Origin of the sequence: Ruegeria sp. ANG-S4, assembly GCF_000814005.1 — a bacterium.
Lineage (GTDB): Bacteria > Pseudomonadota > Alphaproteobacteria > Rhodobacterales > Rhodobacteraceae > Ruegeria.
This window is the reverse complement of record NZ_JWLK01000005.1, coordinates 265,694-289,045: the sequence shown is the minus strand read 5'-3', so window position 1 is coordinate 289,045 and position 23,352 is coordinate 265,694. Positions and strand designations below refer to the sequence as shown.

General features: G+C 58.9%; 22 protein-coding genes. 9 read left to right on the top strand and 13 right to left on the bottom strand.

Annotation, left to right across the window (positions count from 1 at the left end):
* Positions 1-11: 11 nt before the first annotated feature.
* From preA to RA28_RS14395, 4 genes are all read right to left on the bottom strand, one after another.
* Positions 12-1,316, bottom strand: a complete 1,305-nt coding sequence (preA, locus tag RA28_RS14410) for an NAD-dependent dihydropyrimidine dehydrogenase subunit PreA (RefSeq protein ID WP_039530208.1) — start codon at positions 1,314-1,316, stop codon at positions 12-14.
* 17 nt (positions 1,317-1,333) lie between these two features.
* The gene (locus tag RA28_RS14405; protein WP_039530204.1) at positions 1,334-2,170 is read right to left on the bottom strand and encodes a class I SAM-dependent methyltransferase; all 837 of its coding nucleotides are present in this window, start codon (positions 2,168-2,170) and stop codon (positions 1,334-1,336) included.
* 44 nt (positions 2,171-2,214) lie between these two features.
* Positions 2,215-3,549, bottom strand: a complete 1,335-nt coding sequence (locus RA28_RS14400) for an NAD(P)-dependent oxidoreductase (RefSeq protein ID WP_039530201.1) — start codon at positions 3,547-3,549, stop codon at positions 2,215-2,217.
* A gap of 160 nt (positions 3,550-3,709) precedes the next feature.
* Positions 3,710-4,342, bottom strand: coding sequence for a cupin domain-containing protein (locus RA28_RS14395; protein ID WP_039531625.1), 633 nt, complete (start codon positions 4,340-4,342; stop codon positions 3,710-3,712).
* A 152-nt stretch (positions 4,343-4,494) separates the two neighbouring features.
* Here RA28_RS14395 and RA28_RS14390 point away from each other — a divergent pair, with 152 nt between their 5' ends.
* The 3 genes from RA28_RS14390 (at position 4,495) to RA28_RS14380 (ending at position 7,569) form a co-directional block, all read left to right on the top strand.
* Positions 4,495-5,490 (top strand): hypothetical protein, encoded by a 996-nt coding sequence (locus tag RA28_RS14390; RefSeq protein WP_039530198.1) that lies wholly within the window; start codon positions 4,495-4,497, stop codon positions 5,488-5,490.
* A gap of 71 nt (positions 5,491-5,561) precedes the next feature.
* Positions 5,562-6,854: an O-acetylhomoserine aminocarboxypropyltransferase/cysteine synthase family protein gene (locus RA28_RS14385; RefSeq protein ID WP_039530196.1), complete on the top strand. Its 1,293-nt coding sequence runs from the start codon at positions 5,562-5,564 to the stop codon at positions 6,852-6,854.
* 4 nt (positions 6,855-6,858) lie between these two features.
* Complete coding sequence (locus tag RA28_RS14380; RefSeq protein ID WP_039530194.1) at positions 6,859-7,569, top strand: GNAT family N-acetyltransferase; 711 nt, start codon at positions 6,859-6,861, stop codon at positions 7,567-7,569.
* A 1-nt stretch (position 7,570) separates the two neighbouring features.
* Here the strand turns inward: RA28_RS14380 and RA28_RS14375 are convergent, their stop codons facing one another.
* Positions 7,571-8,266: an SIMPL domain-containing protein gene (locus tag RA28_RS14375; protein WP_039531622.1), complete on the bottom strand. Its 696-nt coding sequence runs from the start codon at positions 8,264-8,266 to the stop codon at positions 7,571-7,573.
* A 164-nt stretch (positions 8,267-8,430) separates the two neighbouring features.
* Between RA28_RS14375 and RA28_RS14370 the strand changes: the two genes are divergently transcribed.
* Entirely contained in the window at positions 8,431-10,542 is a 2,112-nt protein-coding gene (locus tag RA28_RS14370) for a hypothetical protein (RefSeq protein WP_039530191.1), read from the top strand.
* Between the two features lie 33 nt (positions 10,543-10,575).
* On the opposite strand, the gene hppD is transcribed toward RA28_RS14370, so the two are convergent.
* Complete coding sequence (gene hppD, locus RA28_RS14365) at positions 10,576-11,673, bottom strand: 4-hydroxyphenylpyruvate dioxygenase (protein WP_039530188.1); 1,098 nt, start codon at positions 11,671-11,673, stop codon at positions 10,576-10,578.
* Positions 11,674-11,816: 143 nt separating this feature from the next.
* Here hppD and RA28_RS14360 point away from each other — a divergent pair, with 143 nt between their 5' ends.
* Both RA28_RS14360 and RA28_RS14355 read left to right on the top strand, forming a co-directional pair.
* Positions 11,817-12,272, top strand: coding sequence for an Lrp/AsnC family transcriptional regulator (locus RA28_RS14360; protein ID WP_039531621.1), 456 nt, complete (start codon positions 11,817-11,819; stop codon positions 12,270-12,272).
* A 19-nt stretch (positions 12,273-12,291) separates the two neighbouring features.
* Positions 12,292-14,172, top strand: a complete 1,881-nt coding sequence (locus tag RA28_RS14355) for a cation:proton antiporter domain-containing protein (RefSeq protein WP_039530185.1) — start codon at positions 12,292-12,294, stop codon at positions 14,170-14,172.
* Positions 14,173-14,202: 30 nt separating this feature from the next.
* Here RA28_RS14355 and cobT read toward each other — a convergent pair whose 3' ends face one another.
* Positions 14,203-15,216, bottom strand: a complete 1,014-nt coding sequence (gene cobT / locus RA28_RS14350) for a nicotinate-nucleotide--dimethylbenzimidazole phosphoribosyltransferase (RefSeq protein ID WP_039530181.1) — start codon at positions 15,214-15,216, stop codon at positions 14,203-14,205.
* Positions 15,217-15,295: 79 nt separating this feature from the next.
* Between cobT and cobS the strand changes: the two genes are divergently transcribed.
* Positions 15,296-16,060 (top strand): adenosylcobinamide-GDP ribazoletransferase, encoded by a 765-nt coding sequence (cobS, locus tag RA28_RS14345; protein WP_039531618.1) that lies wholly within the window; start codon positions 15,296-15,298, stop codon positions 16,058-16,060.
* On the opposite strand, the gene RA28_RS14340 is transcribed toward cobS, so the two are convergent.
* The 6 genes from RA28_RS14340 to RA28_RS14315 form a co-directional block, all read right to left on the bottom strand.
* Complete coding sequence (locus RA28_RS14340) at positions 16,057-16,818, bottom strand: ion channel (protein WP_039531616.1); 762 nt, start codon at positions 16,816-16,818, stop codon at positions 16,057-16,059. The genes cobS and RA28_RS14340 overlap by 4 nt on opposite strands.
* Positions 16,819-16,940: 122 nt before the next feature.
* On the bottom strand, positions 16,941-17,450 hold the full coding sequence (locus RA28_RS14335) for a CarD family transcriptional regulator (RefSeq protein ID WP_039530178.1): 510 nt from the start codon (positions 17,448-17,450) through the stop codon (positions 16,941-16,943).
* A gap of 282 nt (positions 17,451-17,732) precedes the next feature.
* Positions 17,733-18,071 carry a ferredoxin FdxA gene (gene fdxA / locus RA28_RS14330; RefSeq protein WP_039530173.1) on the bottom strand — a complete coding sequence of 113 codons (339 nt, stop codon included), beginning with the start codon at positions 18,069-18,071 and terminating at the stop codon, positions 17,733-17,735.
* Positions 18,072-18,136: 65 nt separating this feature from the next.
* Entirely contained in the window at positions 18,137-18,502 is a 366-nt protein-coding gene (locus RA28_RS14325; protein ID WP_039530171.1) for an RNA-binding S4 domain-containing protein, read from the bottom strand.
* A gap of 6 nt (positions 18,503-18,508) precedes the next feature.
* The gene (locus RA28_RS14320; RefSeq protein ID WP_039530168.1) at positions 18,509-21,361 is read right to left on the bottom strand and encodes a helicase-related protein; all 2,853 of its coding nucleotides are present in this window, start codon (positions 21,359-21,361) and stop codon (positions 18,509-18,511) included.
* 23 nt (positions 21,362-21,384) lie between these two features.
* Positions 21,385-21,993, bottom strand: coding sequence for a tetratricopeptide repeat protein (locus RA28_RS14315; protein WP_039530166.1), 609 nt, complete (start codon positions 21,991-21,993; stop codon positions 21,385-21,387).
* 30 nt (positions 21,994-22,023) lie between these two features.
* Here RA28_RS14315 and RA28_RS14310 point away from each other — a divergent pair, with 30 nt between their 5' ends.
* Together RA28_RS14310 and RA28_RS14305 are read left to right on the top strand one after the other, a co-directional pair.
* Positions 22,024-22,314, top strand: coding sequence for an SCP2 sterol-binding domain-containing protein (locus RA28_RS14310; protein ID WP_039530163.1), 291 nt, complete (start codon positions 22,024-22,026; stop codon positions 22,312-22,314).
* Positions 22,314-23,291 (top strand): alpha/beta hydrolase, encoded by a 978-nt coding sequence (locus tag RA28_RS14305; RefSeq protein WP_039530160.1) that lies wholly within the window; start codon positions 22,314-22,316, stop codon positions 23,289-23,291. The genes RA28_RS14310 and RA28_RS14305 overlap by 1 nt, the downstream gene beginning before the upstream one ends.
* Positions 23,292-23,352 lie beyond the last annotated feature (61 nt).

The following is a 23,352-nucleotide window of genomic DNA, read 5'->3' as shown; positions in this document are numbered from 1 at the left end:
ACCAGTTTTCCCTACTCTGCAGCCTTGGCCATCGGATTATTCGGATGCGTGGTCCAGTTGGCATATTCCGGCTCGACAACCTTGCCGGTGCGCGGATCAACCTCACCCGCTTCCATCGGCACCATCGAGATACAGCTTTCGACCGGGCAAACGTCAACGCACAGATTGCAGGCCACGCATTCTTCGTCGACAACCTCGAACACCCGATCCGGTGACATCGAAATTGCCTGATGGCTGGTATCTTCGCAGGCCGCATAGCAGCGCCCACACTTGATGCACTGATCCTGATCGATCTTGGCTTTGGCCACATAGTTGAGGTTCAGATACTGCCAATCAGTGACATTCGGCACGGCGCGCCCAACGATTTGCGAGACGCTTGTGTAACCCTTCTCGTCCATCCATTCGGACAAGCCCGCCGTCAATTCATCAATGATCTTGAAGCCATAGGTCATGGCGGCGGTGCAAACCTGAACCGTGCCACACCCAAGCGACATGAACTCTGCCGCATCGCGCCAGGTCGTCACGCCGCCAATGCCGGAGATCGGCAAGCCATGCGTGGCTTCGGCGCGGGCAATCTCGGACACCATCGACAGGGCGATCGGTTTCACAGCCGGACCGCAGTAACCGCCATGGCTGCCTTTGCCATCAATCGAGGGCTCGGGGCTGAACGTATCCAGATTGACGCTGGTGATCGAGTTGATCGTGTTGATCAGCGACACCGCATCCGCGCCACCGTTTTTTGCCGCCTCCGCCGGTTTGCGGATATCCGTGATGTTGGGCGTCAGCTTTACGATGACGGGGCGGTCATAGTGCTTTTTGCACCACCGCGTGACCATCTCGATATACTCGGGCACCTGCCCCACGGCCGAGCCCATGCCCCGTTCGCTCATGCCATGCGGGCAGCCGAAATTCAGTTCGATCCCGTCCGCACCCGTCTCGGCCACGCGCGGCAGAATGGCTTTCCACGCGCCTTCTTCGCAGGGCACCATCAACGAGGCGATCAGCGCACGATCCGGGTAATCCGCTTTCACGCGCGCCATTTCTTCCAGATTCACCTCAAGCGGGCGATCTGTGATCAGCTCGATATTGTTGAGTCCCAACAACCTGCGGTCGGCACCGTAGATGGCCCCGTAACGCGGCCCGTTCACATTCACGACCGGAGGGCCATCCTCGCCTAGCGTTTTCCAGACCACACCGCCCCAACCGGCCTCGAACGCGCGGCGAACGTTGTATTCCTTGTCCGTAGGCGGGGCCGAGGCCAGCCAATACGGGTTCGGGCTGGAAATCCCCAGAAAATCTGTTGTCAGGTCGGCCATGGGTCCTCCTCACCGGCTCAGCCGGTTTTCTTGAATATCATCTCGGTCGGACGAATGCGCCCGGCCTCTAGATTTGCGACGTAGTTCTGGAATTTCTCGGGCGCGGTTTCGCCCATCATCAGGTGAATTCCCAAGGGCGCAGGTCCGTCCTTGGCCACCTTCGCAAAGACTTCCTCGAAGAAAGCCAGCGCAAAATCGGTGCGGTCGTTTTCCGTTTCCAAGGTCAGACCTGCCGCTTCGGCGGCTTCCTTGTAAACCTCTGGTGCGTGTACGAAAGACGTTTCGGGCAGCGTCGACCACGGCAACGGGAACGCAAGCGGTTCAGCCGTGGGCCCACCCATCACGTCGAACAGCGCAAAGGTCCCGCCGGTCGCCAGAACCCGAGAGACTTCGGCGAAGAGACCCGCCTTGTCTTCGATGTTCATGCCGACATGCAACATGATGGCCAGATCAAACCCGGCATCGTCCAGGGGCATATCCAGCGCGCTGCCCTCCACAAAATCGACCTTGTGTGACAGCCCGACCAGATCGCTAAGCGCTTTTGCCGTTTCGACAAATTCCGGCGTCAGGTCGACCCCGGTCACGGTCGAGTCATAACGGTCAGCCACATAGCGCGAGGTGCCGCCAATCCCGCATCCGATATCCAGCACGCGGGTCGCATGGGTTGGTGACAACTGGTTGAACAGGTTGTCGGTCGCCGCCACCCCCCCGGTGTGGAACTCATCACCCGCCTTCAGATCGGCAACAGTGGCCGCGTCGGGGTCGACACCGCTGGCGATCAGGGCATCGCGTACCCTGTCAGTCAATGCCCCGGTCGTATAGTGACGGGCGACGGCTTTTTCGATCTGAGACATGGCGATACCTCGGCAACACAATGTGGGTTGAGTGCCTTACCCTATCACGAAACCAGCGTTGCGTGGATGTCCATTGCGGCGTCCCGCCCCTCGGCAACTGCCGTCACTGTCAGGTCGTCACCGCCTGCCGCGCAATCACCACCAGCCCAGACGCTTTGCAGTGATGTACGTCCCGCGCCGGTTACCGCGATCTTGTTGCCTTCAAGGGTCAGGCCATCCGGCGCACCATCCAGTTGCTGCCCGATCGCTTTCAACACCTGATCAGCGGGCAGGCGGATCGTTTCCCCAGTCCCGGTCAGGGTGCCACCTGTGCTGGAGGTGTACTCCAACTCAATCTCGGCGGATGAACCGTTTCCATGCACGGCAACAGGCTGAACGTTCGTCATGATGCGGACCCCGTGCGAGGCTGCCAGATCCTGCTCGTACCGGCTGGCCCCCATCGCATCGCGGTCGCGGCGATAGGCGATGGTCACATGCTCGGCGCCCAACAGCTTGGATTTCACTGCGGCATCCACGGCCGTCATGCCGCCGCCGATCACGACGACGTTCCGCCCGACCGGCAGATGTGCAAGGTCGCTCGCCTGCCGCACGTCCGAGATAAAGTCCACAGCGTTTCGCACACCGTCCTTGTCGGCCCCCGGCGTGCGCAACGCGTTCACCCCCGCCAGACCGATGGACAGGAAAACGGCATCATAGTTCTCGACCAGCCCATCCAGCGAGATCGTTTCACCCAGAACCGAACCTGTTTCAATCGCAATGCCACCGATTTTCAGCAGCCAGTCGACCTCGGCCTGCGCAAAGTCGTTGGTCGATTTGTAAGCCGCGATTCCGTATTCGTTCAAACCGCCGGGTTTGGGTTTGGATTCGTGGATCACAACATCATGACCAAGCATCGCCAACCGATGCGCACAAGCCAGTCCGGCGGGACCTGCCCCAACGACGGCAATCGTCTTTCCAGTTGGGGCCGCGCGTTCGAACGGATGCACGCCCGAGGCCATCACGTCATCCGTAGCAAATCGCTGCAATCGCCCGATCTCCACCGGCTTGCCTTCGGCGGCCTCACGAACGCAGGCTTCTTCGCACAAGGTCTCGGTCGGACAGACGCGCGCGCACATGCCGCCCAGAATGTTCTGTTCAAGAATGGTGCGCCCCGCCGACTGCGGTTGTCCGGCCTGAATCTGGCGGATGAACAGCGGAATATCGATATCCGTCGGACAGGCGGTCACGCATGGCGCGTCATAACAGAAATAGCATCGATCTGCAGCCACGGCGGCCTCATGCGGGGCCAATGGCGGATGAAGATCGGTGAAATTCGAGGTCAGCTCATCGCTGGAAAGCCGCCCGGAGACGATCCCGGGTGCCATCTGGCCCTGTGCCATCACTCTACTCCCTGTAGATATGAATGTTATGCAGGTCAGCTTGCCACAATGAAATTTTTTATCAATTGGTAAAATTTGCCAATTGGTCAAAAAATGACAAATCCGGGCGGCACATCCCGGATTTGTCAGAGTTTTGCCTGATTTTCAGGCTAACGGTGGATCAAACCAGTCCGCCGAGATGCCCGGATTTCATCCAAACCCGCGCCCCGCCCTCGCCGACAATGGCTTCGGAGTGTGTGCCAGGCGGCAAGCGAAGCCAGTCCCAGGCCAAGAAGTCTTCCCCCGATTCCGCAAAACTTCCGTCGACGACAAACACCTCAAGCCCCTTGGTCGCATCCAATGGGATGACCTCTCCGGCGGGCCAATCCTGCACCTGCACATCCTCGTGTGCATCCTGAAAGAGTTTCACATTGCCCGTGTCGTTAATCGACCGGCGTATCTCGGTGCGGTCGGCTGGATCAAACTGGTGCAGCTTGACCAGAATTGTGGCGCCCTCGCTGGCGGACGGCGTATGCGACGTGGTTGGCGGGTTGCGCACATAGCTGCCAACTGGGAAATCTCCGGTCTCGTCCTGAAAGACGCCATCCAAAACCAGATACTCTTCACCACCATCATGTGTATGCGCAGCAAATGCGCTGCCCGGAGCAAACCGAACAATGGTGGTGGCGCGGGCAACCTCGTCCCCGATCCGGTCCAACATCTTGCGTTCGACCCCGGCTGACGGAGACGCAACCCACTCGGTATCCTCAAAATGGACAGCGGCGCGCTTGCTGAAATCTGCATTGATCCGCATCTGAGATCTCCTGTCTTGTCGTTGCACACAACATGGCGCGCGGCTTGCGAAATTCAAACCGGCGCGAACATCTGGTTTTGACCCTTCATCCCGGTTCATGTAATCCCGGATCAGCGGGCCCGCGACAAAGGCCACAACCAGAAAGCGCATTAATGCAGGCGAACCTTCCAAAGTTCAACGTCGTCGTCATCGGACAAAACAACCGCATTCAATACGAAGCCGTCCTGTTCGCCGCATCCCTGCGCCACTCGTCGCCATCGTTTTCCGGACGCCTGATCGTGGCTGTGCCACAGGCAGGGCAACACTGGAACACCGATCCCGGCATACAAAATCCGGACGTTCTGAAGGCGCTCGAACATCTGGGGGCCGAGATCGTGCGCTTCGACAACCACGTCTTCGGAGAGGACTATCCACAGGGCAACAAGATAGAGGCGTTACTGGCCCTGCCAGAGAACGAACCTTTCGTCTTTTTTGACAGCGATACACTGATAACAGGTGAACTGTCGGACGTACCTTTTGACTTTGACCGGCCCGGCGCTTCGTTGAAGGTTGAAGGCACATGGCCCAAGCCCACTTTGTATGGCCCCGGATACGAAGCAATTTGGCGCGCCTTGTATGATCGATTCGACCTGGATTTCGAAAGCTCACTGGATACCAGCCAACCCGATGGGTATTGGCGGCGGTTTCTCTATTTTAATGCGGGTTACTTCTACTACAAGAGTCCCCGCCTTTTCGGAGCGCGTTTTCTGGAATTCGCACGCGTCCTTCGCGACGAAGAAATCCCAGAGCTTACGGGCCAAAAACTGGAGCCGTGGCTTGATCAGGTCGCTTTGCCTTTGGTCATTCATTCATTCGGCGGCGGGCGCGACGCGCTGCCTCGTGGGTTTCTGGACGGGTCGGTCAGTTGCCACTACCGCCTTTTCCCGCTGCTTTATGCCCGCGAAGCGGATCATGTAATCGACGTGTTGGAAACGGTGAGCGCACCAAACAAGATCAAAAAAGTGCTCAAGACCTACGATCCGATCAAAAAGCTGGTTTTTCAGGGCAAGGGTCGGAAAATCCGCGACATGTTTGATCGTGACAACTTGCCCCAGCGCGAACAGGCCATTCGCAAAGCGATCAAGTCGAAGGGGCTCTGGCAGCGCTGAAAGTGGCGTTGTGCGCGCGCGGTCAATGCCCTAGACATCCAGCACCAAGGATTCCCACAGGAGATTTCACTATGTCTGACGGTCCCCAATACGGCTTCGATACGCTGCAGATCCACGCGGGCGCACGCCCCGATCCGGCGACCGGAGCGCGCCAGACACCCATTTATCAAACCACCGCTTATGTGTTTCGCGATGCCGATCACGCGGCAGCTTTGTTCAACCTGCAAGAGGTTGGGTTCATTTATTCCCGCCTGACGAACCCGACTGTCGCGGTTCTTCAGGAACGCGTCGCCACGCTGGAAGGCGGCGTTGGCGCTGTTTGCTGCTCGTCCGGTCACGCCGCACAGATCATGGCGCTGTTTCCGCTGATGGGACCCGGCTGCAATGTCGTGGCCTCAACCCGTCTATACGGTGGCACGGTCACGCAGTTCAGCCAGACGATCAAACGTTTCGGTTGGTCGGCGACGTTCGTGGATACCGACGATCTCGAAGCTGTAAAGGCCGCGATTGACGAAAACACACGGGCCGTGTTCTGCGAATCCATCGCGAATCCGGGCGGCTATGTCACTGACATTCGCGCATTGGCCGACGTGGCCGATGAGGCCGGCATTCCGCTGATTGTCGACAACACGTCCGCGACGCCTTTCCTGTGCCGCCCGATCGAGCACGGCGCGACGCTGGTCGTGCATTCGACAACCAAATACCTGACCGGCAACGGCACCGTAACCGGCGGCTGCATCGTGGATTCAGGCAAATTCGACTGGTCGGCGAATGACAAGTTCCCGTCCCTGTCGCAACCAGAGCCCGCTTATCACGGGTTGAAGTTCCATGAAACGTTTGGCCCGTTGGCCTTTACGTTCCACGGAATCGCGATTGGTTTGCGTGATCTGGGCATGACGATGAACCCCCAAGCCGCGCATTACACGTTGATGGGAATCGAAACTCTGTCCCTTCGGATGGAACGCCATGTTGAAAACGCGCAGAAACTTGCGGCATGGCTGGAAAACGATGATCGCGTTGAGTACGTGACCTATGCCGGGCTGCCCTCCTCGCCCTACTACGACCGTGTGCAGAAAAACTATCCGCGCGGCGCAGGTGCCCTGTTCACCTTTGCTGTGAAGGGTGGCTATGACGCCTGTATCAAGTTGGTGAACGCGCTTGAGATCTTCAGCCACGTCGCAAACCTCGGCGATGCGCGGTCGCTGATCATCCACTCGGCTTCGACGACACACCGCCAACTGACGCCGGAACAACAAGAAGCCGCGGGCGCAGGCCCGAACGTGGTGCGCGTATCCATCGGTATCGAGGACGCGGACGACCTGATCGCGGATTTGGATCAAGCCCTGTCCAAGGCCAGCGCGTAAAACCATGGCCGGACACGACACAAATGAACTGGGCCAACCCATCGGCAAGCCGGTCAAGGGCACGTTTCCGCGCCCGACCCCGCCCTATACGCCGATGGTAGGTCAGTATTGTTCGGTCGTGCCCCTTGATGTGAACAGACATGCGCCCGGTCTTTACCGGGCGTTTGCCAAGGATGCCGATGGACGGAACTGGACCTATTTACCGTATGGCCCGTTTCAGACCGAGGCTGATTTTGTCGAATGGGCGCAGACCAATTGCAGCGATGCGGACCCGATGTTTCACACGGTGCTGGACCAAGATGGCATACCGATCGGGATGGCATCCTACCTCAGGATCGAGCCCGCTGCCGGCGCGATCGAAGTGGGCCACATTCACTTTTCGCCGCTCTTGCAACGCAAGCCAAAATCCACCGAGGTCATGTACCTGATGATGCGCCGCGTGTTCGATGAATTGGGATATCGTCGCTACGAATGGAAGTGCGATTCCCTGAACGCTCCATCGTGCCGCGCGGCTGAGCGGTTGGGTTTCACCTTTGAGGGGATCTTCCGTCAGGCGACCCACTACAAAGGCCGCAATCGGGATACCGCTTGGTACTCGATTCTCGACACCGAGTGGCCCGGTATTCGAACGGCGTTCGAAACCTGGTTATCGCCCGACAATTTCGATGCATCGGGCCAGCAACGTCAGCCGTTGATGGCCCGCGCCAACAGGTGACTCAGTCTGCGATTTCGAACTCCATCGAGATATTGACCGACACCGAAACCTCGCCCCCGGCAACCGGCACACCTGCCGAGTCCATCATGGCCATTTCTCGCATCTGGTTCACGGGCCGCACACCGCTGGCCTGATCGCTGATCGACATCACGGAACCCAGTGTGATACCGGCCGCTTGTGCCAGTTGTTCGGCCTTTTCCATTGCGTCCGCAACGGCCTTGGCACGCGCGTTGGCTTCCAGCGGTTTGGGGTCCTGCACACTGAAGCTTAGCCCGCCAAAGTCGTTCGCACCGTCCGAGATCACGGCATCCATGATTTGACCCAGGTTATCCAGATCGCGCACACGCACCAGAACGCGGTTGGATGCGGTGAACCCGGTGATACGCGGTGGTTCGGTGCCCTGTCCGTTGCGACCAGCCCAGACCGGTGAAAGGGACAAATCCCGCGTCTGTATATCACGGGCTTCAAGTCCCATATCTTCAAGCCGCTTCAAAATCTGAGCAACCGCCGCCGATGTCGCCTCCATCGCGGCCGCCGCCTCTTCCTCCTGATTGGTCACGCCAAGTGTCAATGTCGCCATATCCGGCGTGGTCAGTGCAACCCCGGTGCCACTAACGGTGATGCGACGTTCTTCCGCATGGGCGGGCAAGGTCGCCATCGCTGCGGAGATTGCGGCCAAAAAAGCAAGTGTCTTCAAGGTGATCCCTCCTGCTGACATGGTCTGAAGATGGGGTCTTTGGGCAGTACACGGCAAGGGGGAGTGGCGGCTTTTTCTTTCCCTCGGCAGTTTCCTGCTTTATGCTCTTGCGGCGGGCGTCAAAGCGTTTGCAATGAAACTGACAATTATGGTTCATCCGGATTATGAAACCCGCTTTTGCGCTGTCATTTTCTGAAAACGGCATTTCACTGCATCACCAGTCAGATGGTGACTGGTATTGCTTGGGCACCGTTCCTTTGGATGCGCCCGACTTGTCGGAACAGATACAGGCGCTGCGGGAACAGGGTTTTGCGCTTGCCAATCACCTTGGATGTGCGTTGGTTATCCCACCGGATCAGGTCCGCTTGTTGACGGTCGATACACAAGGGTTGTCGCCCGAAGACGCCGACACCAGGATACAGACCACGTTGGCCGATGCCACGCCCTACGCGCTTGCTGATCTTGCCTATTCCACCGTGTCCGCCGGCACAGAATCCAACGTTGCCGCCGTAGCGCGTCAAACCTTGGCAGAGGCGCGAGCCTTTGCGGTTTCGCATGGCTTTATCCCCGAGACCTTTCGCGCTGGCGGAGAGGCGGACTCCCCGGTTCAGGGACATCTGTTTGAGTGGCCGGTTGATGATGCGGAACCCACTTCCGATGCGCGACCCACTCCCGATGCGGAGCCTTCTTCCGATGTGGATTCCTCTGACGACGCAGAACCGGTCTTAGTGTCGGATTCGGTTCCGTCGGCAGAACCTGAACTGCAAATTCAAGATGACCTGACACAGGAAGATACCGCCCCTGAGCCCGTCCCGGCTGACTCACCCGAGGATTTGGAACCCTCCGCCGAGCCGGAACCGCCCGTACATGCGATAGCCGGAACTTCTGAACCGGAAAAATTCAGATCGACCCCAATCGCAGCAGCCAACGCGCAGCGACCCGCGCGCGACATCAAACGGTTTGCCATCCCGGCAGTTGCTGCATCCGTGTTTTTGGGCATGGCACTTGGCGCATGGTCCCTGATGGGGCCAGACGACCCGCCCGTTGATCAGGAAGTGACGCAGGCCTCACCTGAACCCGAGGCCGTGGAACCACCGCAAACAGAGGTTGCAGCCGCCGAACCATCAGAGCCCGCGCCCGAGCCGCTGCCAGACATTTCTGAACCCGAACCCTCGGAAGGTTTGTCCGCGACGGACGCGGCCATTCTGGAAGCGCTCAGCGTTGAACCGCAGACAGCACCCGAAAATCAGGACCCTTCCTCCGAAACCGATCCGGCAATTCTTGAGGCTTTGAATATGGCCCCAGAGCCGGTCGAAGCAATCTCTCGGGACGATGCGCCGCAAACAGTGTTCAGCGACTTCACAGGCGCGGCGCCAACCGCGCCGGGTGTTCTCATTGCGCCAGAGTTGGATCAAACGGAAGACGTGTATTTGGCCTCAATCGATCGCTCCGATTTGTCGGTCGATGCATTGGCCTTGCCGCATGCCGACAGCCTTGTGACGGATCAACCGTTTGATCAACCCGCATCACCAAGCACGCAGGACCAGCAATTTGATCTGGATGACCGTGGTCTTGTCGTCGCTACGCCAGAAGGCGCGCTGAACCCCGATGGCATAATGGTCTATCAGGGCCGCCCCTCCTCGGTTCCGCCAGAGCCACCCGTTCGCTTCGAAGCGGAACCCGAACCCGTGGAGCCTGATGAGAGGCTCTCCGGATTTCGCCCCCGTCCACGGCCCGACAATCTGGTGGATCAGTTTGAGCGCACACAACTGGGCGGACGATCACGCGCAGAACTGGCTGTAGTTCGCCCCAAACTGCGTCCCGCTTCGCTGAAGGCCGAACCAGAGATTGATTACACGCCGACGGCGTTGGCTGTCGTGCGCGTGCCCAGACCCAAATCGCGCCCCGCCGGCCTGGCCCCGAGGACCGCAAGCGCAAGCACGGCCAACCTCGGTTCGACCGCGAATGTGGCCACACCGCAGAACGAACCCGGTTCTTTTACGCCCAAAGCCGTTTCGCCAAAAATCCCGACGACTGCATCTGTGGCGCGGCAGGCAACGATTGATAACGCGATCAATCTTCGCCGCCTGAATCTGATTGGCGTATATGGCACGCCAGCCAATCGGCGCGCTCTGGTCCGCCTGCCGAGTGGTCGCTACAAAAAGCTGAAAATCGGCGACCGGATCGACGGCGGCAAAGTCGTGGCGATTGGCGACAGCGAATTGCGGTATCAGAAGCGCGGCAAAAACGTAACTTTGAAAATGCCGCGCGGCTGAGCACCAATTCCTGATGCGTACGTACTGCTTGCGCTATGCAGCCGAGATTTCGCCGGATTCGATTTGTTCGCGCTCAATGGACTCGAACAGGGCCTGGAAATTGCCTTCGCCAAATCCGTCATCGCCTTTGCGCTGAATGAATTCGAAGAAGATCGGCCCAATCACGGTCTTTGAGAAGATCTGCAGCAGTATCTTTGTCTCGCCGCCATCCACGACGCCTTCGCCGTCGATCAGGATGCCGTGCTTCATCATCCGGTCCTTCGGTTCCTCGTGTCCCGAAACCCGCTCATACGACAGGTCGTAATATGTCTCATTTGGTCCGGGCATGAATTTCAGACCTTTCCCGGCGATTGCATCGGTCGAGCTGTAGATGTCGTCGCTTCCAACCGCGATGTGCTGAATGCCCTCGCCATTGTACTTTTTCAGGTACGAAACGATCTGGCCGGTTTCGCCCCGGTCTTCGTTGATCGGGATACGGATACGACCGCAAGGGGATGTCAGCGCCCGGCTGTAGAGCCCTGTGAACTTGCCCTGGATGTCGAAAAAGCGGATTTCGCGGAAGTTGAACAATTCGCCGTAAAACTTGAACCACTTGTCCATGTTGCCCTTGAACACGTTGTGGGTCAGGTGATCGAGATAGTAAAAACCGTCACCGCGCGGCTTGGACTGTTTCAACCATTCGAATTCTTCGTTGTAGGGCGATGTATCGTGATATTGGTCAACAAAATAAATCAGTGACCCGCCAATGCCCTTGATCGCGGGGACATCCATCGTCTTGTCCGCGCCATCATAGGGTTCGGCCCCTTTTGCGACCGCAAGCTCGAACGCTTTCTGCGCATCCACCACGCGCCACCCCATGGATGGGGCGCACGGGCCGTGATCAGCCGCGAACTTGGCGGCAAAGCTGTCGGGATCCGCGTTCAGGATGTATGTGACATCGCCCTGTTGCCAAAGTTCGACCTTGGGTGAATTGCGGTGATAACCGACATAGTCATATCCCATACGGGCGAACAAATCCCGCAGCTCCTGCGGGTCGGGATGTGCGAATTCGACAAATTCAAACCCGTCGGTTCCGGCCGGGTTTTCATCGCTGATGACGGATTTCGGGGCGTTGTGCGGGAAAGGGCCCATGATGTCCTCCAAAAACAGGAAATTCTTTGCTGATTCAAAAATACGCCTTAATCCATGCTGTTTCTGCGCATTGTTTTCGTGTAAACTGGATAAATACGCGCAAAACCCGCATATATCAGTCGAATATTGAGGAAACGCCGCACGTGCTGGATCGGATAGACATTGGAATGCTTGCGGCCCTGCAGCGCGACGCGCACCTGACAGCCCAGCAATTGGGCGATGTACTCAACCTCTCGGCCAGTCAGGCGGGACGTCGCCGCCAGCGGTTAGAGGCCGAAGGGTACATCACCGGCTATACCGCGCGCTTGGACCCATTAAAACTGGGATTGCAGGTTCAGGGTTTTATCCAGGTTCATCTTGGCACGCACGGGCCCGAGCAATCCGCCAGCTTTGCCCGAATGGTCAATGCACGCGCCGAGATCAGCAGCGCATGGACGATGACAGGAGAGGCAGATTACTTGCTTCATGTCTATTGCGACGATCTTTCAGCCCTCAACAGCTTGCTTCACGAGGTCATCCTGCCGCATCCTGCAGTTGCACGGGTGCAAAGCCAGATCGTGATGGACCAATTGAAACGCGACGCCCCTTTGCCAACGTAACGTCTCGGGAAGGACCAAAATGAACGAATTCCTGTACCAAGCCTCAATTTATCTGGCAGCGGCGGTGATTGCCGTACCTTTGTCAGCGCGGCTGGGGTTGGGATCCGTTCTGGGCTATCTGGCGGCGGGCATCGCGATCGGTCCCATCCTTGGTCTGGTCGGAGCCGAGACCGAGAACCTTCAGCATGTGGCCGAGTTCGGCGTTGTCATGATGCTGTTCCTGATCGGGCTTGAATTGGAGCCGCGCGCCCTGTGGGACATGCGCGACAAACTGCTGGGCCTTGGCGGTTTGCAGGTTGGGCTATCGACGCTGGCCATCGCGGGCGTCGCCCTCTACGCGGGTCACCCGTGGTCCGTGTCTCTGGCTGTCGGGTTGACGCTGTCTTTATCCTCGACCGCGATTGTTTTGCAGACCCTGTCAGAAAAGGGACTGATGCAAACGAACGGCGGCAGGGCGACCTTTTCCGTCCTGTTGACGCAGGACATTGCGGTCATCCCGATTCTTGCCTTTCTGCCCCTGTTGGCGTTGCCCGCAATGGTGCATATCGAACAGGACGGGTCCATTGATCGCGGCGTGGCTGCCCATGACGATCATGCGCATCACACCCTGTCGTTGGTCGAAGGTTTACCCGGCTGGGCCGTCACGCTTGTGACGATTGGTGCAATCGCCTTTGTCATAGTGGCCGGCGTTTACCTGACGCGCCCCTTGTTTCGGTTCATCCACACCACCCGTCTGCGCGAGATGTATACCGCGCTGGCACTGATGATCGTGGTCGGCATTTCCTTCCTGATGACATTGGTCGGCCTGTCACCCGCATTAGGAGCCTTTCTTGCCGGTGTCGTGCTTGCCAGCTCGGAATTCCGGCACGAGATGGAGAGCGACCTTGAGCCCTTCAAGGGCCTGTTCCTGGGCCTGTTTTTCATCACAGTCGGCGCCGGTATAGACGTCGGGTATTTCTTTAACGACCCGTTTGAATTGGTCGGTTTGGCGCTGCTGGTCATTCTTGCCAAGGGGATCATCCTGTTTGTTGTCGGGCGGGCCTTCAAACTGCGCGGGCGTGACCATTGGTTGTTCACCTTGGGTCTGGCACAGGCGGGCGAGTTCGGCTTTGTCCTGCTGGCCTTTTCAACGCAGCAAAACGTCATACCGCCTGATCTGTCTCAAAAGTTGCTGATGATTATCGCGCTGACCATGCTGATCACGCCGCTATTGTTCATCATCTACGACCAGATTACCCGTCATCTGGGCGACAGCGGACCTGCGGTTGAACCGGACGAGATTGACGAAAAAGGGCCCGTCATCATCGCAGGTATCGGCCGTTTTGGTCAGATCGTGAACCGGCTGGTGCAAGCCAGCGGATTCAAGACCGTGGTTCTGGACCACGATATCGAGACCATTCAGCTAATGCGCAGGTTCGGCGTCAAAGGGTTCCTGGGGGACCCTACCCGACCCGAACTGTTACGTGCCGCGGGTATCGAGAAAGCCTCTGTCCTTGTGGCGGCGATGGACGACCGCAAACAGGTAACTCGGTTGGTTGGCTATGCTCGCCGCCAGCGGCCCGACCTGCACATCATTGCCCGCGCCCGCGACCGCACTCATGTGTACGAACTGTATCAGGCGGGCGCCAATGACATCGTGCGCGAGATGTTCGATGGCTCGTTGCGCGCAGGCCGCTACGTGCTGGAAAACATCGGTCTGTCAGAATACGAAGCCGCGCAGGCCGAACAAACCTTTTACCATCACGACCGCGCATCCGTGCGCGAACTGGCCGAGCTTTGGATTCCCGGAATGCCGACTGCTGACAACAAGAAATACATCGAGCGCGCGCAAGAGTTGGAAAAGGATCTGGAAACAGCACTGCTGGAGCTTGCCGAAGAACACGCCAAGAAATCCGCCTGACCCGCGACGAAGCCCGGTCAGGCCGATTAATCACCCGTCGGAAACGCCTGCCTCGGCAAATGTCGCCATACCGGAATGGCAAGCAATCGCGCTTTTCAGGATGTTGATCGCCAAGGCACCGCCTGACCCTTCACCCAACCGCAGACCAAGGCTGAGCAAAGGCTCTTTGCCCAGTTTTTCAAGCATTTTCCCATGCGCGCCTTCAGCGCTTTGATGGCCTGCGATCGCGTGATCCAGTGCCGAAGGCGAAATCTGCGCCAAACAAGCCGCCGCTGCGGTGCAAATGAACCCGTCCAGAATGACGGGGATGCGCAGCACGCGTGCTGCGGAAATTGCGCCTACCATGGCCGCAATCTCTCGTCCACCCAGACAGCGCAGAATTTCGAGCCCGTCATCCGTGCGGCCATGACGGTCCACACCTTCCGCCACCACGCGCGTTTTGTTGGCAAGGCCTGCATCGTCGACACCTGTGCCGCGGCCGGTCCAATCATCGGCCTCACCGCCATACAGGGCGCAGGCAATGGCCGCGGCTGGAGTGGTATTGCCGATCCCCATCTCTCCGACCACCAGCAGATCAGCCTGCGGATCAAGCGCCTGCCAGCCGGTGCGCAGGGCGCTGAGCAACTCTTCCTCGCTCATGGCCGGGCCTTGCGTAAAGTCGTCGGTGGGCCGGTCCAGCTCAAGCGCATGCACGTCCATCTTTGCACCTGCAGCCTTGGCCAGTTGATTGATCGCCGCGCCGCCATGTTCGAAATTCATGACCATCTGCACCGTCACTTCGGGCGGAAATGCGGACACACCTTGCGCCGTCACTCCGTGATTGCCCGCAAACACGATGACCTGAGGCGCGTTGATCTGTGGCCGCGCATCGCCGCGCCAGCTTGCGTACCAGATCGCCAGATCCTCAAGCCGCCCCAATGCGCCCGGTGGTTTGGTCAGTTGCCCGTTGCGTTCCTCCGCGCCCTGCGCCGCAGACGCGTCCGGGTCAGGTGCGCCGGTCAGCGCAGTGCGGAAACTGTTCAGATCATTGAATTCAGGCAGCATTGAAAGCCTCGTTGCATCAGAGTGGTTGTGTGTGTTTAACCAATGCTGGCACAGCAACAAGACCCGGAAAGGCCTGGGAGTGAACAAAAACGACACCGCCCCGTTTTCCTTGTGGGATATCCCGCTGGCGCTGGTGCTTCTGACCCGCCTGCCACTGCCGCGCCTGCCCGAAGATGCGTTTGCCCGCCAATCGCGCGCCGCATGGGCCTATCCCTTCGCCGGTCTGGTGGTCGCGGCCCTTGCTTGTGGTGTTGCATGGATCGCGATCTGGGCGCATCTGCCCACTTTCGGAACGGCTAGCCTGATTGTCGCCACCCTAATCATCACCACCGGCGCGATGCACGAGGACGGGTTGGCTGACACGGCCGATGGGCTTTGGGGAGGATACACGTCTGAACGCCGGTTGGAGATCATGAAGGACAGCCATATCGGCACCTATGGCGTGTTGGCCCTGCTGTTATCCCAACTTCTGCGGATCACCACCATCGCGGCCCTTGTTGGGTCTGGCCTGCTGACCGGAGTTCTGGCCGCCTGCCTGTTTTCCCGCGCCGCAATGCCCGCGCTGATGCGTGCACTGCCCAATGCGCGGCAATCGGGGCTCAGCCACTCGGTTGGTGTCCCGCCATTCTCTGCCGTATTTGCGGGATTGGGTTTGGCGGCGGTGTTGTCGCTGTTGCTACTGGGGTGGTCAGCCATCGTACCTATGCTGTTTGCGTTGCTCGCCGCGGCCATCGTTGGGAGGATCGCAAAACGCAAGATCGGTGGACAGACCGGGGATATTTTGGGCGCCACGCAACAGGTTACCGAGATCGTCTTTCTTCTGGTTCTGGTGGCTTCGATTTAACCCGATCCACCGGTTTCGATCCGCAGGGTTGCACCGCAGTGTTTGCAATGCACGGCATCTGGATCGTGCCGAAACAATCCGCAGCTGGGGCATTTGTAACGCACTTTCTGGGGGATGAAGATCGCCTGCGCCAGACGCACAAACAGCGCGACACCCACCACCATGATGAAGACCGAAAACAGTTTTCCGCCGGGTGTGCTCAGCGTGATGTCCCCGAAACCGGTCGTCGTCAGCGTCGCCATCGTGAAGTAGAGCGCGTCGATGTAGGGTGTTTGCGTGTTCTCCGGGACGAAGAACACCAGCACAGCCGTCGAGGTGGCAAAGACAAACACCAACAGATTGATTGCCGCGATCACCGCGTCTTCGTGGGTGCGGAAGAACGGGCTGTCTCGGCGCAGGTCCCTCAGCAAATGATAGGAGTGGATCAGCCGCAGCGCGCGCAATATCCGCAGGAAAGCCAGATTCCCAGTCAAGAACGGGTCGAGCAACAGGGATACGATCACCACAATATCTGCCAGCGTGTAGATCTGTCGCAGCAGTTTCCAGCGGTCTTTCGCGATCCACAGGCGCGCGCAGAAATCCAGCAAGATGATCAGACCCACACCAAGGCTGGCCGCTGTCAGGCCCGGCCCGTGCGGGATGTTGGCAGTGGCGACAAAAAAGATGATCGATGCGATATCGAACAGGATCAGACCATAGCGGAACCAGACCGATACCGGTTCGTGGCTGATGTAGAGAAACTTCACAGCCTGCTTCATCATGACCCCGCATCCTCCTGCATTCGCAGGAAAATACCCGACGCTTACCGGTATACCAAGCGCGATGACACAAAAAGGGCCGCCCCTATACTGGGACGACCCTTGAATTGGCTTTCCTGCGATCAGGCTGCGCGCGAGGTCAGGACTTCGTCAACCTGCTTGGCCGCCGACAATTCATCGGCTCCGGAAACGGCAGCGACCTCACGGGTCAGACGCTCCAGAGCGGCCTCATATAGCTGACGTTCGGAATAGCTCTGCTCGCGCTGATCATCGGTGCGGTGCAGGTCGCGTACGACCTCGGCGATCGAGATCAGGTCGCCCGAGTTGATTTTCTGTTCATACTCCTGCGCACGACGCGACCACATGGCGCGTTTCACCTTGGCCTTGCCTTTCAGGGTCTTCATCGCCTGGCTGATCACATCCGGCGAGCTGAGCGACCGCAGACCGGATTCGGTGACCTTGTTTGTTGGCACGCGGAGCGTCATCTTGTCCTTCTCAAAGGAAATGACAAACAGCTCGAGCGTGAATCCCGCGACGTCCTGCTCTTCGATCGAGATGATCTGGCCCACGCCATGCGCAGGGTAGACGACATAATCGTTCGGGCGGAACTCAAGCTTTTTCGACTTAGACATTCAGGTTCATCCTTGGTTAAAGAGCGGAGAACAGACAACAAAACGCACCGACCCGCGCCATTCTTGGCCCGGTCAGGCAGTCAATTGTTCAAAAATTCAGAACTCCAAAGCAAACATACTTACGGAGTTTTCCCCATCTCATTCATCGTTCAACTTCGAAGTATATCACAAAAATGCGACATACGAAAGACTGCGATGCATAAGAGACCGAAAGCCCTTTGATTATCAGGGCTTTGCGCAGTCACTTGGGTTTCGAACCGTTCGGTTCAGTAAGCGAATCGCTTACCCGCCCTCGCCGGGTGCCTCGGAGAAGTACTTCTCAAGTTTACCCTCTTCGCCATCCCGCTCTTCGGCTTCGGGAAGCGGGTCTTTCTTGGTGACGATCACGGGCCACATTTCCGAATACTTGCGGTTGAACTCAACCCATGGCTCCATCCCCGGCTCGGTGTCCGGTCGGATCGCATCTGCGGGGCACTCGGGTTCACAAACGCCGCAGTCGATGCACTCATCCGGGTGAATGACCAACGCGTTTTCACCTTCATAGAAACAATCCACCGGGCACACCTCGACGCAGTCAGTGTATTTGCAGCCAATGCAGTTATCGGTGACGACATAGGTCATTATTTGTTTCCTGTTTGCGCTTTGGCGATTAGCTAATCCAGACAAGGGCCTTCTTCAAGATCAGATCACCCTTTGGGGGTGCGAGAAAGATCAAGTGCGCGCCGTTCTTTCTTAGTTGGACGACCTTTTCCCTCGAATCCCGGATTTTTGGGCGGCACGTCCTGCTTTTCGGTTATATCAAAGTACAGCGCTTGCGCCTCGGGCGCGGGTCCACGCCGTTCGCCGAGGGCCTCGATACGGACAACCCTGACGATCCGACCCTGCGGGAAGGTCAGAACGTCACCGGGCGCGACCGCCTGCGCAGGCTTCAGCACCCGGTTTCCGTTCAACCTGACATGCCCACCGCTGACCTGTTTGGCGGCGAGGCTGCGGGTCTTGAAGAACCGCGCCTGCCAGAGCCATTTGTCGATCCGCAGCTTGGCCTCGGCCATCAGAGATCAGTTGCCGTCCTTCAAACCCATCAGCGCGGCTGCGAACGGGTTATCGGGATCGATCGCCTTTTCTTTCTTGGGTGGCCGGGAAGAGAAGGTTTTGGCCCCTTGCGGTTTGCCGCCCTTTTTGCCCTGAGGCTTCCCGCGTCCTTCCTGAGGTTTGCCACGCGGTTTCCCCTTGCCCTGCCCCTGCCGTTGTTCACGACGCGGGCCACGGTTTTGCGGGCGCTGGCGGCCCCAGGTGAAGGTGAAAAACACCTCGACCTCCGGCTCATCCGATGCCGGTTCAGTCGCAGGAGCCTCGGCTACGGCCTCTGGGCTTTCGGTGGCCTCGGCTGATGCCTCGGCGGGTGTGGCAACCTCTTCCGAAGTGGTTTCCGGGGCCGGGTTTTCTTCGGCGACAGGTTGCTCGGGCGTATCTGCCGCGGTTTCAGGCGTAGCGGCTTCCGTTGTATCGGGCACGGGCTCAGCCGGGGTTGGTTTGACCTTCTCGCGCTCACCGCGTTCGGCTTTGTAGCCAAGCCCTTGCATCAGGTCGGCGAACTGTTCCAACGTCATACCGGTGATCGACAGCATGTCAGGCTTGGCCTCGAACCCGCCTCGGCTGTCTTCGGCGCGGAGCATGTCGGCCAAACGCTCCAGCATGTCGATGCGGATCGACCGCTCGCCGGCATCGCGGTAGCCGCACATGGTGTCATAGCCCTGCGGCGCGTCCTTGGCGACAGGGACCGTGACCAGTCCTGGCGGCGGCGCTTCGGGGAATTCCTGCAAACCGCTGGACAGCGCCCAAAGCACCAGACGCAGGCGCGTGGGCGCGGGTTTCAGCAGCAGCGGCATGAAGATGGTGAACTGGCCAAAGCGGATGCCGTGTTTGCGCAGCGCGCCACGGGCGTCCTGATCCAGATCCTTCACCTCTTGCGCGACGTGCGCACGCGGCAACACGCCCAAAGCCTCGACCATGCGGAAGGCAAAGCCCTTGGCGAGACCGGTCAGTTCTTCATCGCGCGACAGGTTCAACAGCGGCTCGAACAGCGCAGCCACCTTGCGGTCGATGAAGTGCTGCAACCGGCGCTGCACTTTTTGTTCGACGTCCGGGCCAGCGGCCTCATCTACAAAAACCTCGACCACGGGTTTAAGAGGCTCTGCCCCGGCAACCAGCTTGCCGACGGCATATTCGCCCCACATCAGGCCACCCTGATCGGTGAAATCAATTTCGGTATCGGGCGCGTTGTAAAAACGGTCGGCACGCAGATGGAATTGCGGCGCAAGGGCTTGCAGAGACGCGGATTTCAGGGCTTTCGCCTCGGTTCCCTGCGCAGCCTTGTCCGGGATAAACCGGAACCCTTCCAAACGACCGACGAATTCACCTTCGACGGTCACTTCACCCTTGTCATTTACTTCGGCCAAAAGGGCCTCCTTCTGTTTGAGCCGGCGCAGCAAAACAGATGTGCGCCGGTCCACAAATCTCTGTGTCAGACGGTCGTGCAGAGCATCCGACAGCCTGTCTTCTACAGTGCGCGTTTCCTCACGCCAATGGGATTCGTCACGCACCCAGCCGTTTCGTTGCGCAACATATGTCCAGGTGCGAATATATGCCAACCTTTTGGACAGCGCATCAATATCCCCGTCCATCCGGTCAATGCGGCGGATTTGGCGGGCCATGAAGTCATCAGGGATCGAGCCGCGTTCGTGCAGATGGCCATAAATGACCTCAAGCAGGCTGGCGTGTTCGCCGTGGCTGATGCCGCGAAAGTCAGGGATTCTGCATACATCCCACAACAATCTGACGGATTGCCCGTCGCTGGCGCGGGCCATGACCTCGATCACTTGCGAGAGCGATTTGAGAACATTCAGATCATCCGCCGGGCGGGCCTTGGTCAGATGCTCACCCGTTGGGCCGACCTCAAGCGAGTCGATCAGCGCGTCAACCGAGCCAAACCGCAAGGCGGCATTCCGCCAGTTCAGCTTTTTCATCGGCGTGAAACGGCTGTCCATGATCGCTTGCGCGACGCCTTCATCCAGCGGCGGGGCTTCGCCGGTCACTCCGAAGGTTCCGTCAGACATACCCCGCCCCGCGCGACCCGCGATCTGGGCCAGTTCGTTCGGAGCCAAGGGCCGCATCCGGCGACCGTCGAACTTGGTCAGCGACGAGAAAGCAACGTGGTTCACGTCAAGGTTCAGGCCCATTCCAATCGCGTCGGTGGCGACGAGATAATCAACCTCACCATTCTGGTAGAGGTCCACCTGCGCGTTCCGTGTGCGTGGGCTGAGCGCGCCCATCACAACAGCCGCGCCCCCTTTTTGGCGGCGCAGCAGCTCGGCGATGGCATAAACGTTTTCGACCGAGAATCCGACAATGGCGCTGCGCGCGGGCATACGGCTGATCTTTTTTGAACCGGAATAGACCAGCTGCGACATACGCTCGCGCCGGACAAACTGCGCCTCGGGCACAAGGGCTGCGATGGGGCCGCGCATGGTGTCGGACCCCAGAAAAAGCGTTTCGCTGGTCCCACGCGCCCGCAGCAGGCGATCCGTGAAGACGTGGCCGCGCTCGGGATCGGCGCACAGCTGAATTTCGTCGACCGCAACAAAATCCGCGCCCATGCCTTCGGGCATCGCCTCGACCGTGCAGACCCAATACTGGGTGCGCGGCGGCACGATTCGCTCTTCGCCCGTAACAAGCGCGACAACCGACGGGCCGCGCACGGCGACGATCTTGTCATAGATTTCACGCGCCAGCAGACGCAGCGGCAGACCGATCACACCGGTTCGGTGCCCCAGCATACGTTCGATTGCGTAATGGGTTTTACCTGTGTTCGTCGGACCCAGAACGGCCACGATTCGGGATGACCCGCTCACCTTTGCCCCCTGCGCCCCGTGACTTACAGCGCCTTGCCTTCAACCTGCGGCTTCAGCCGATTCACGGCATTGGTTACTTCTTCATGATGGGGATGTATAGCCAGCGCACGCGTGTAGGCGTCATAGGCTTTCTCAGGTTGCTCCAATACTTCGAAGATCAGGCCCAGCCCATAGATTGCGTCGTAATTATTGGGGTTCAGCGTCAGGGCATGCTCAAGATCGGCGGCAGCCATTCCAAAACGCTCGAGACCGAAAAAGGCCGACGCCCGTACATGCCATCCTTCGGCAAAGTCGGGTGCATGATCCGTCAGCGCTGTCAGATGGTCGATCGCCGCGTCTACATCGCCGTCATCCAGCGCCTCGCGTCCGCGTTCCAGCAACAAATCCGCCGAGGCGGACCCGGATTGCGACCATAGCGCCTGCAACTGTCGATCCAACCCTATGGCTTGTTCAGGTGTGGCTTGTGCCAACTGTTCCAACAACGCGGATTCGTCGCGCAGATCGGCTTGCTGAGCCGATGACATGGTGGAAAACGTGACTATCGCAAAAAGTGCCGCGACGGTACCTTTGAGATTGTAGATTGCAATGCTCATAACAATGTTCAGTGTAGCGTTGCGACCGAGGATGTCCATTCACGGCGCACCAACAAAATGAGGAACACCATGAGCGACACTTTGGAAAAGGCCGCAGCCGCGCTGAACGAAAAACTGGCAGACGGGGCATTTGACGCCTCGGCCAAGTTTGCCATCGCCGATCTGGGCGCTATCATTCTGGATGAGAACGGTGCACGGGTTAGCGATGAAGACGCGGATGTTACCCTTAGTGCGGACGCGGACACTTTCGAACAGATCCTCAGCGGCGACCTGAACCCCACCGGCGCGTTCATGTCCGGTAAGCTGAGCGTGGACGGAGACATGGGGATTGCCATGAAACTTGCCTCGGTGCTGGCCTGATGGAGTTTTCGCCGGCCCCTTTCTTTGAAGACGTGGCCGGTGGACCTGCCGGTGGCCAGGCCAATTGGGTGACAACATCGGATGGCAAGCGTATTCGCGTCGGCCACTGGTTGCCTGAACACGCACCCAACGGCACGGTGATGCTGTTCCCGGGTCGGACTGAATACATCGAAAAGTATGGAAGCACGGCGGGCGAATTTGTCGATCGTGGCTTCGCCTGCCTCGCGGTCGATTGGCGCGGTCAGGGCTTGGCGGACCGCCTGCTGGACGATCCGCGCGTCGGGCATGTGGACCAGTTCCCTGACTATCAAAAGGACGTGCAGTCCACCCTGGACCTGGCGGCAGAGCTTGGCCTGCCAAAGCCCTGGCATGTGATCGGCCATTCAATGGGTGGCGCAATCGGGTTGCGCGCTGTACTGGCGGGCCACGATTTTGCCGCCTGCGCATTCACCGGGCCGATGTGGGGCATCTTCTTTACGCCGCTCATGAAGCCACTTAGTCGATTGACCGCCTATTGGGGGCCGCGCGTGGGATTGGGCGAAAAAACACCTCCGACGACGTCGCTGGAAAGCTATGTGGCATCGCAGCCGTTCGAGGGTAACGTACTGACGCGCGATCCGGTAATGTACAAGATGATGCAGGATCAACTGGCGGCTCATCCCGAACTTGCCCTTGGCGCGCCATCGACGATCTGGCTACGCGAAGCGTTGGATGAATGCGCTTGGCTGATGGAGCAGACGGCACCGCAAACCCCCTGCCTGACTTTTCTGGGCAGCCATGAACAGATTGTCGACCGCAAAGCCATCCGGGCCCGTATGGCCGACTGGCCTGGTGGAACACTGGTCGAAATTCCCGACGGCGAACACGAAGTGCTGATGGAAGCGCCCGAGGTTCGCGGCCCGGTACTGGATCAAATGGCCGCGCATTTCACGGCTGCTTGCTCTGACACGCAACGACAACCGGTTCTATCACAGTAAGCGCGTAGAGGATTGGCCGCTTGTGATCCCGGCGGCCCGCGCCTAAATGTTTGCAAATCAA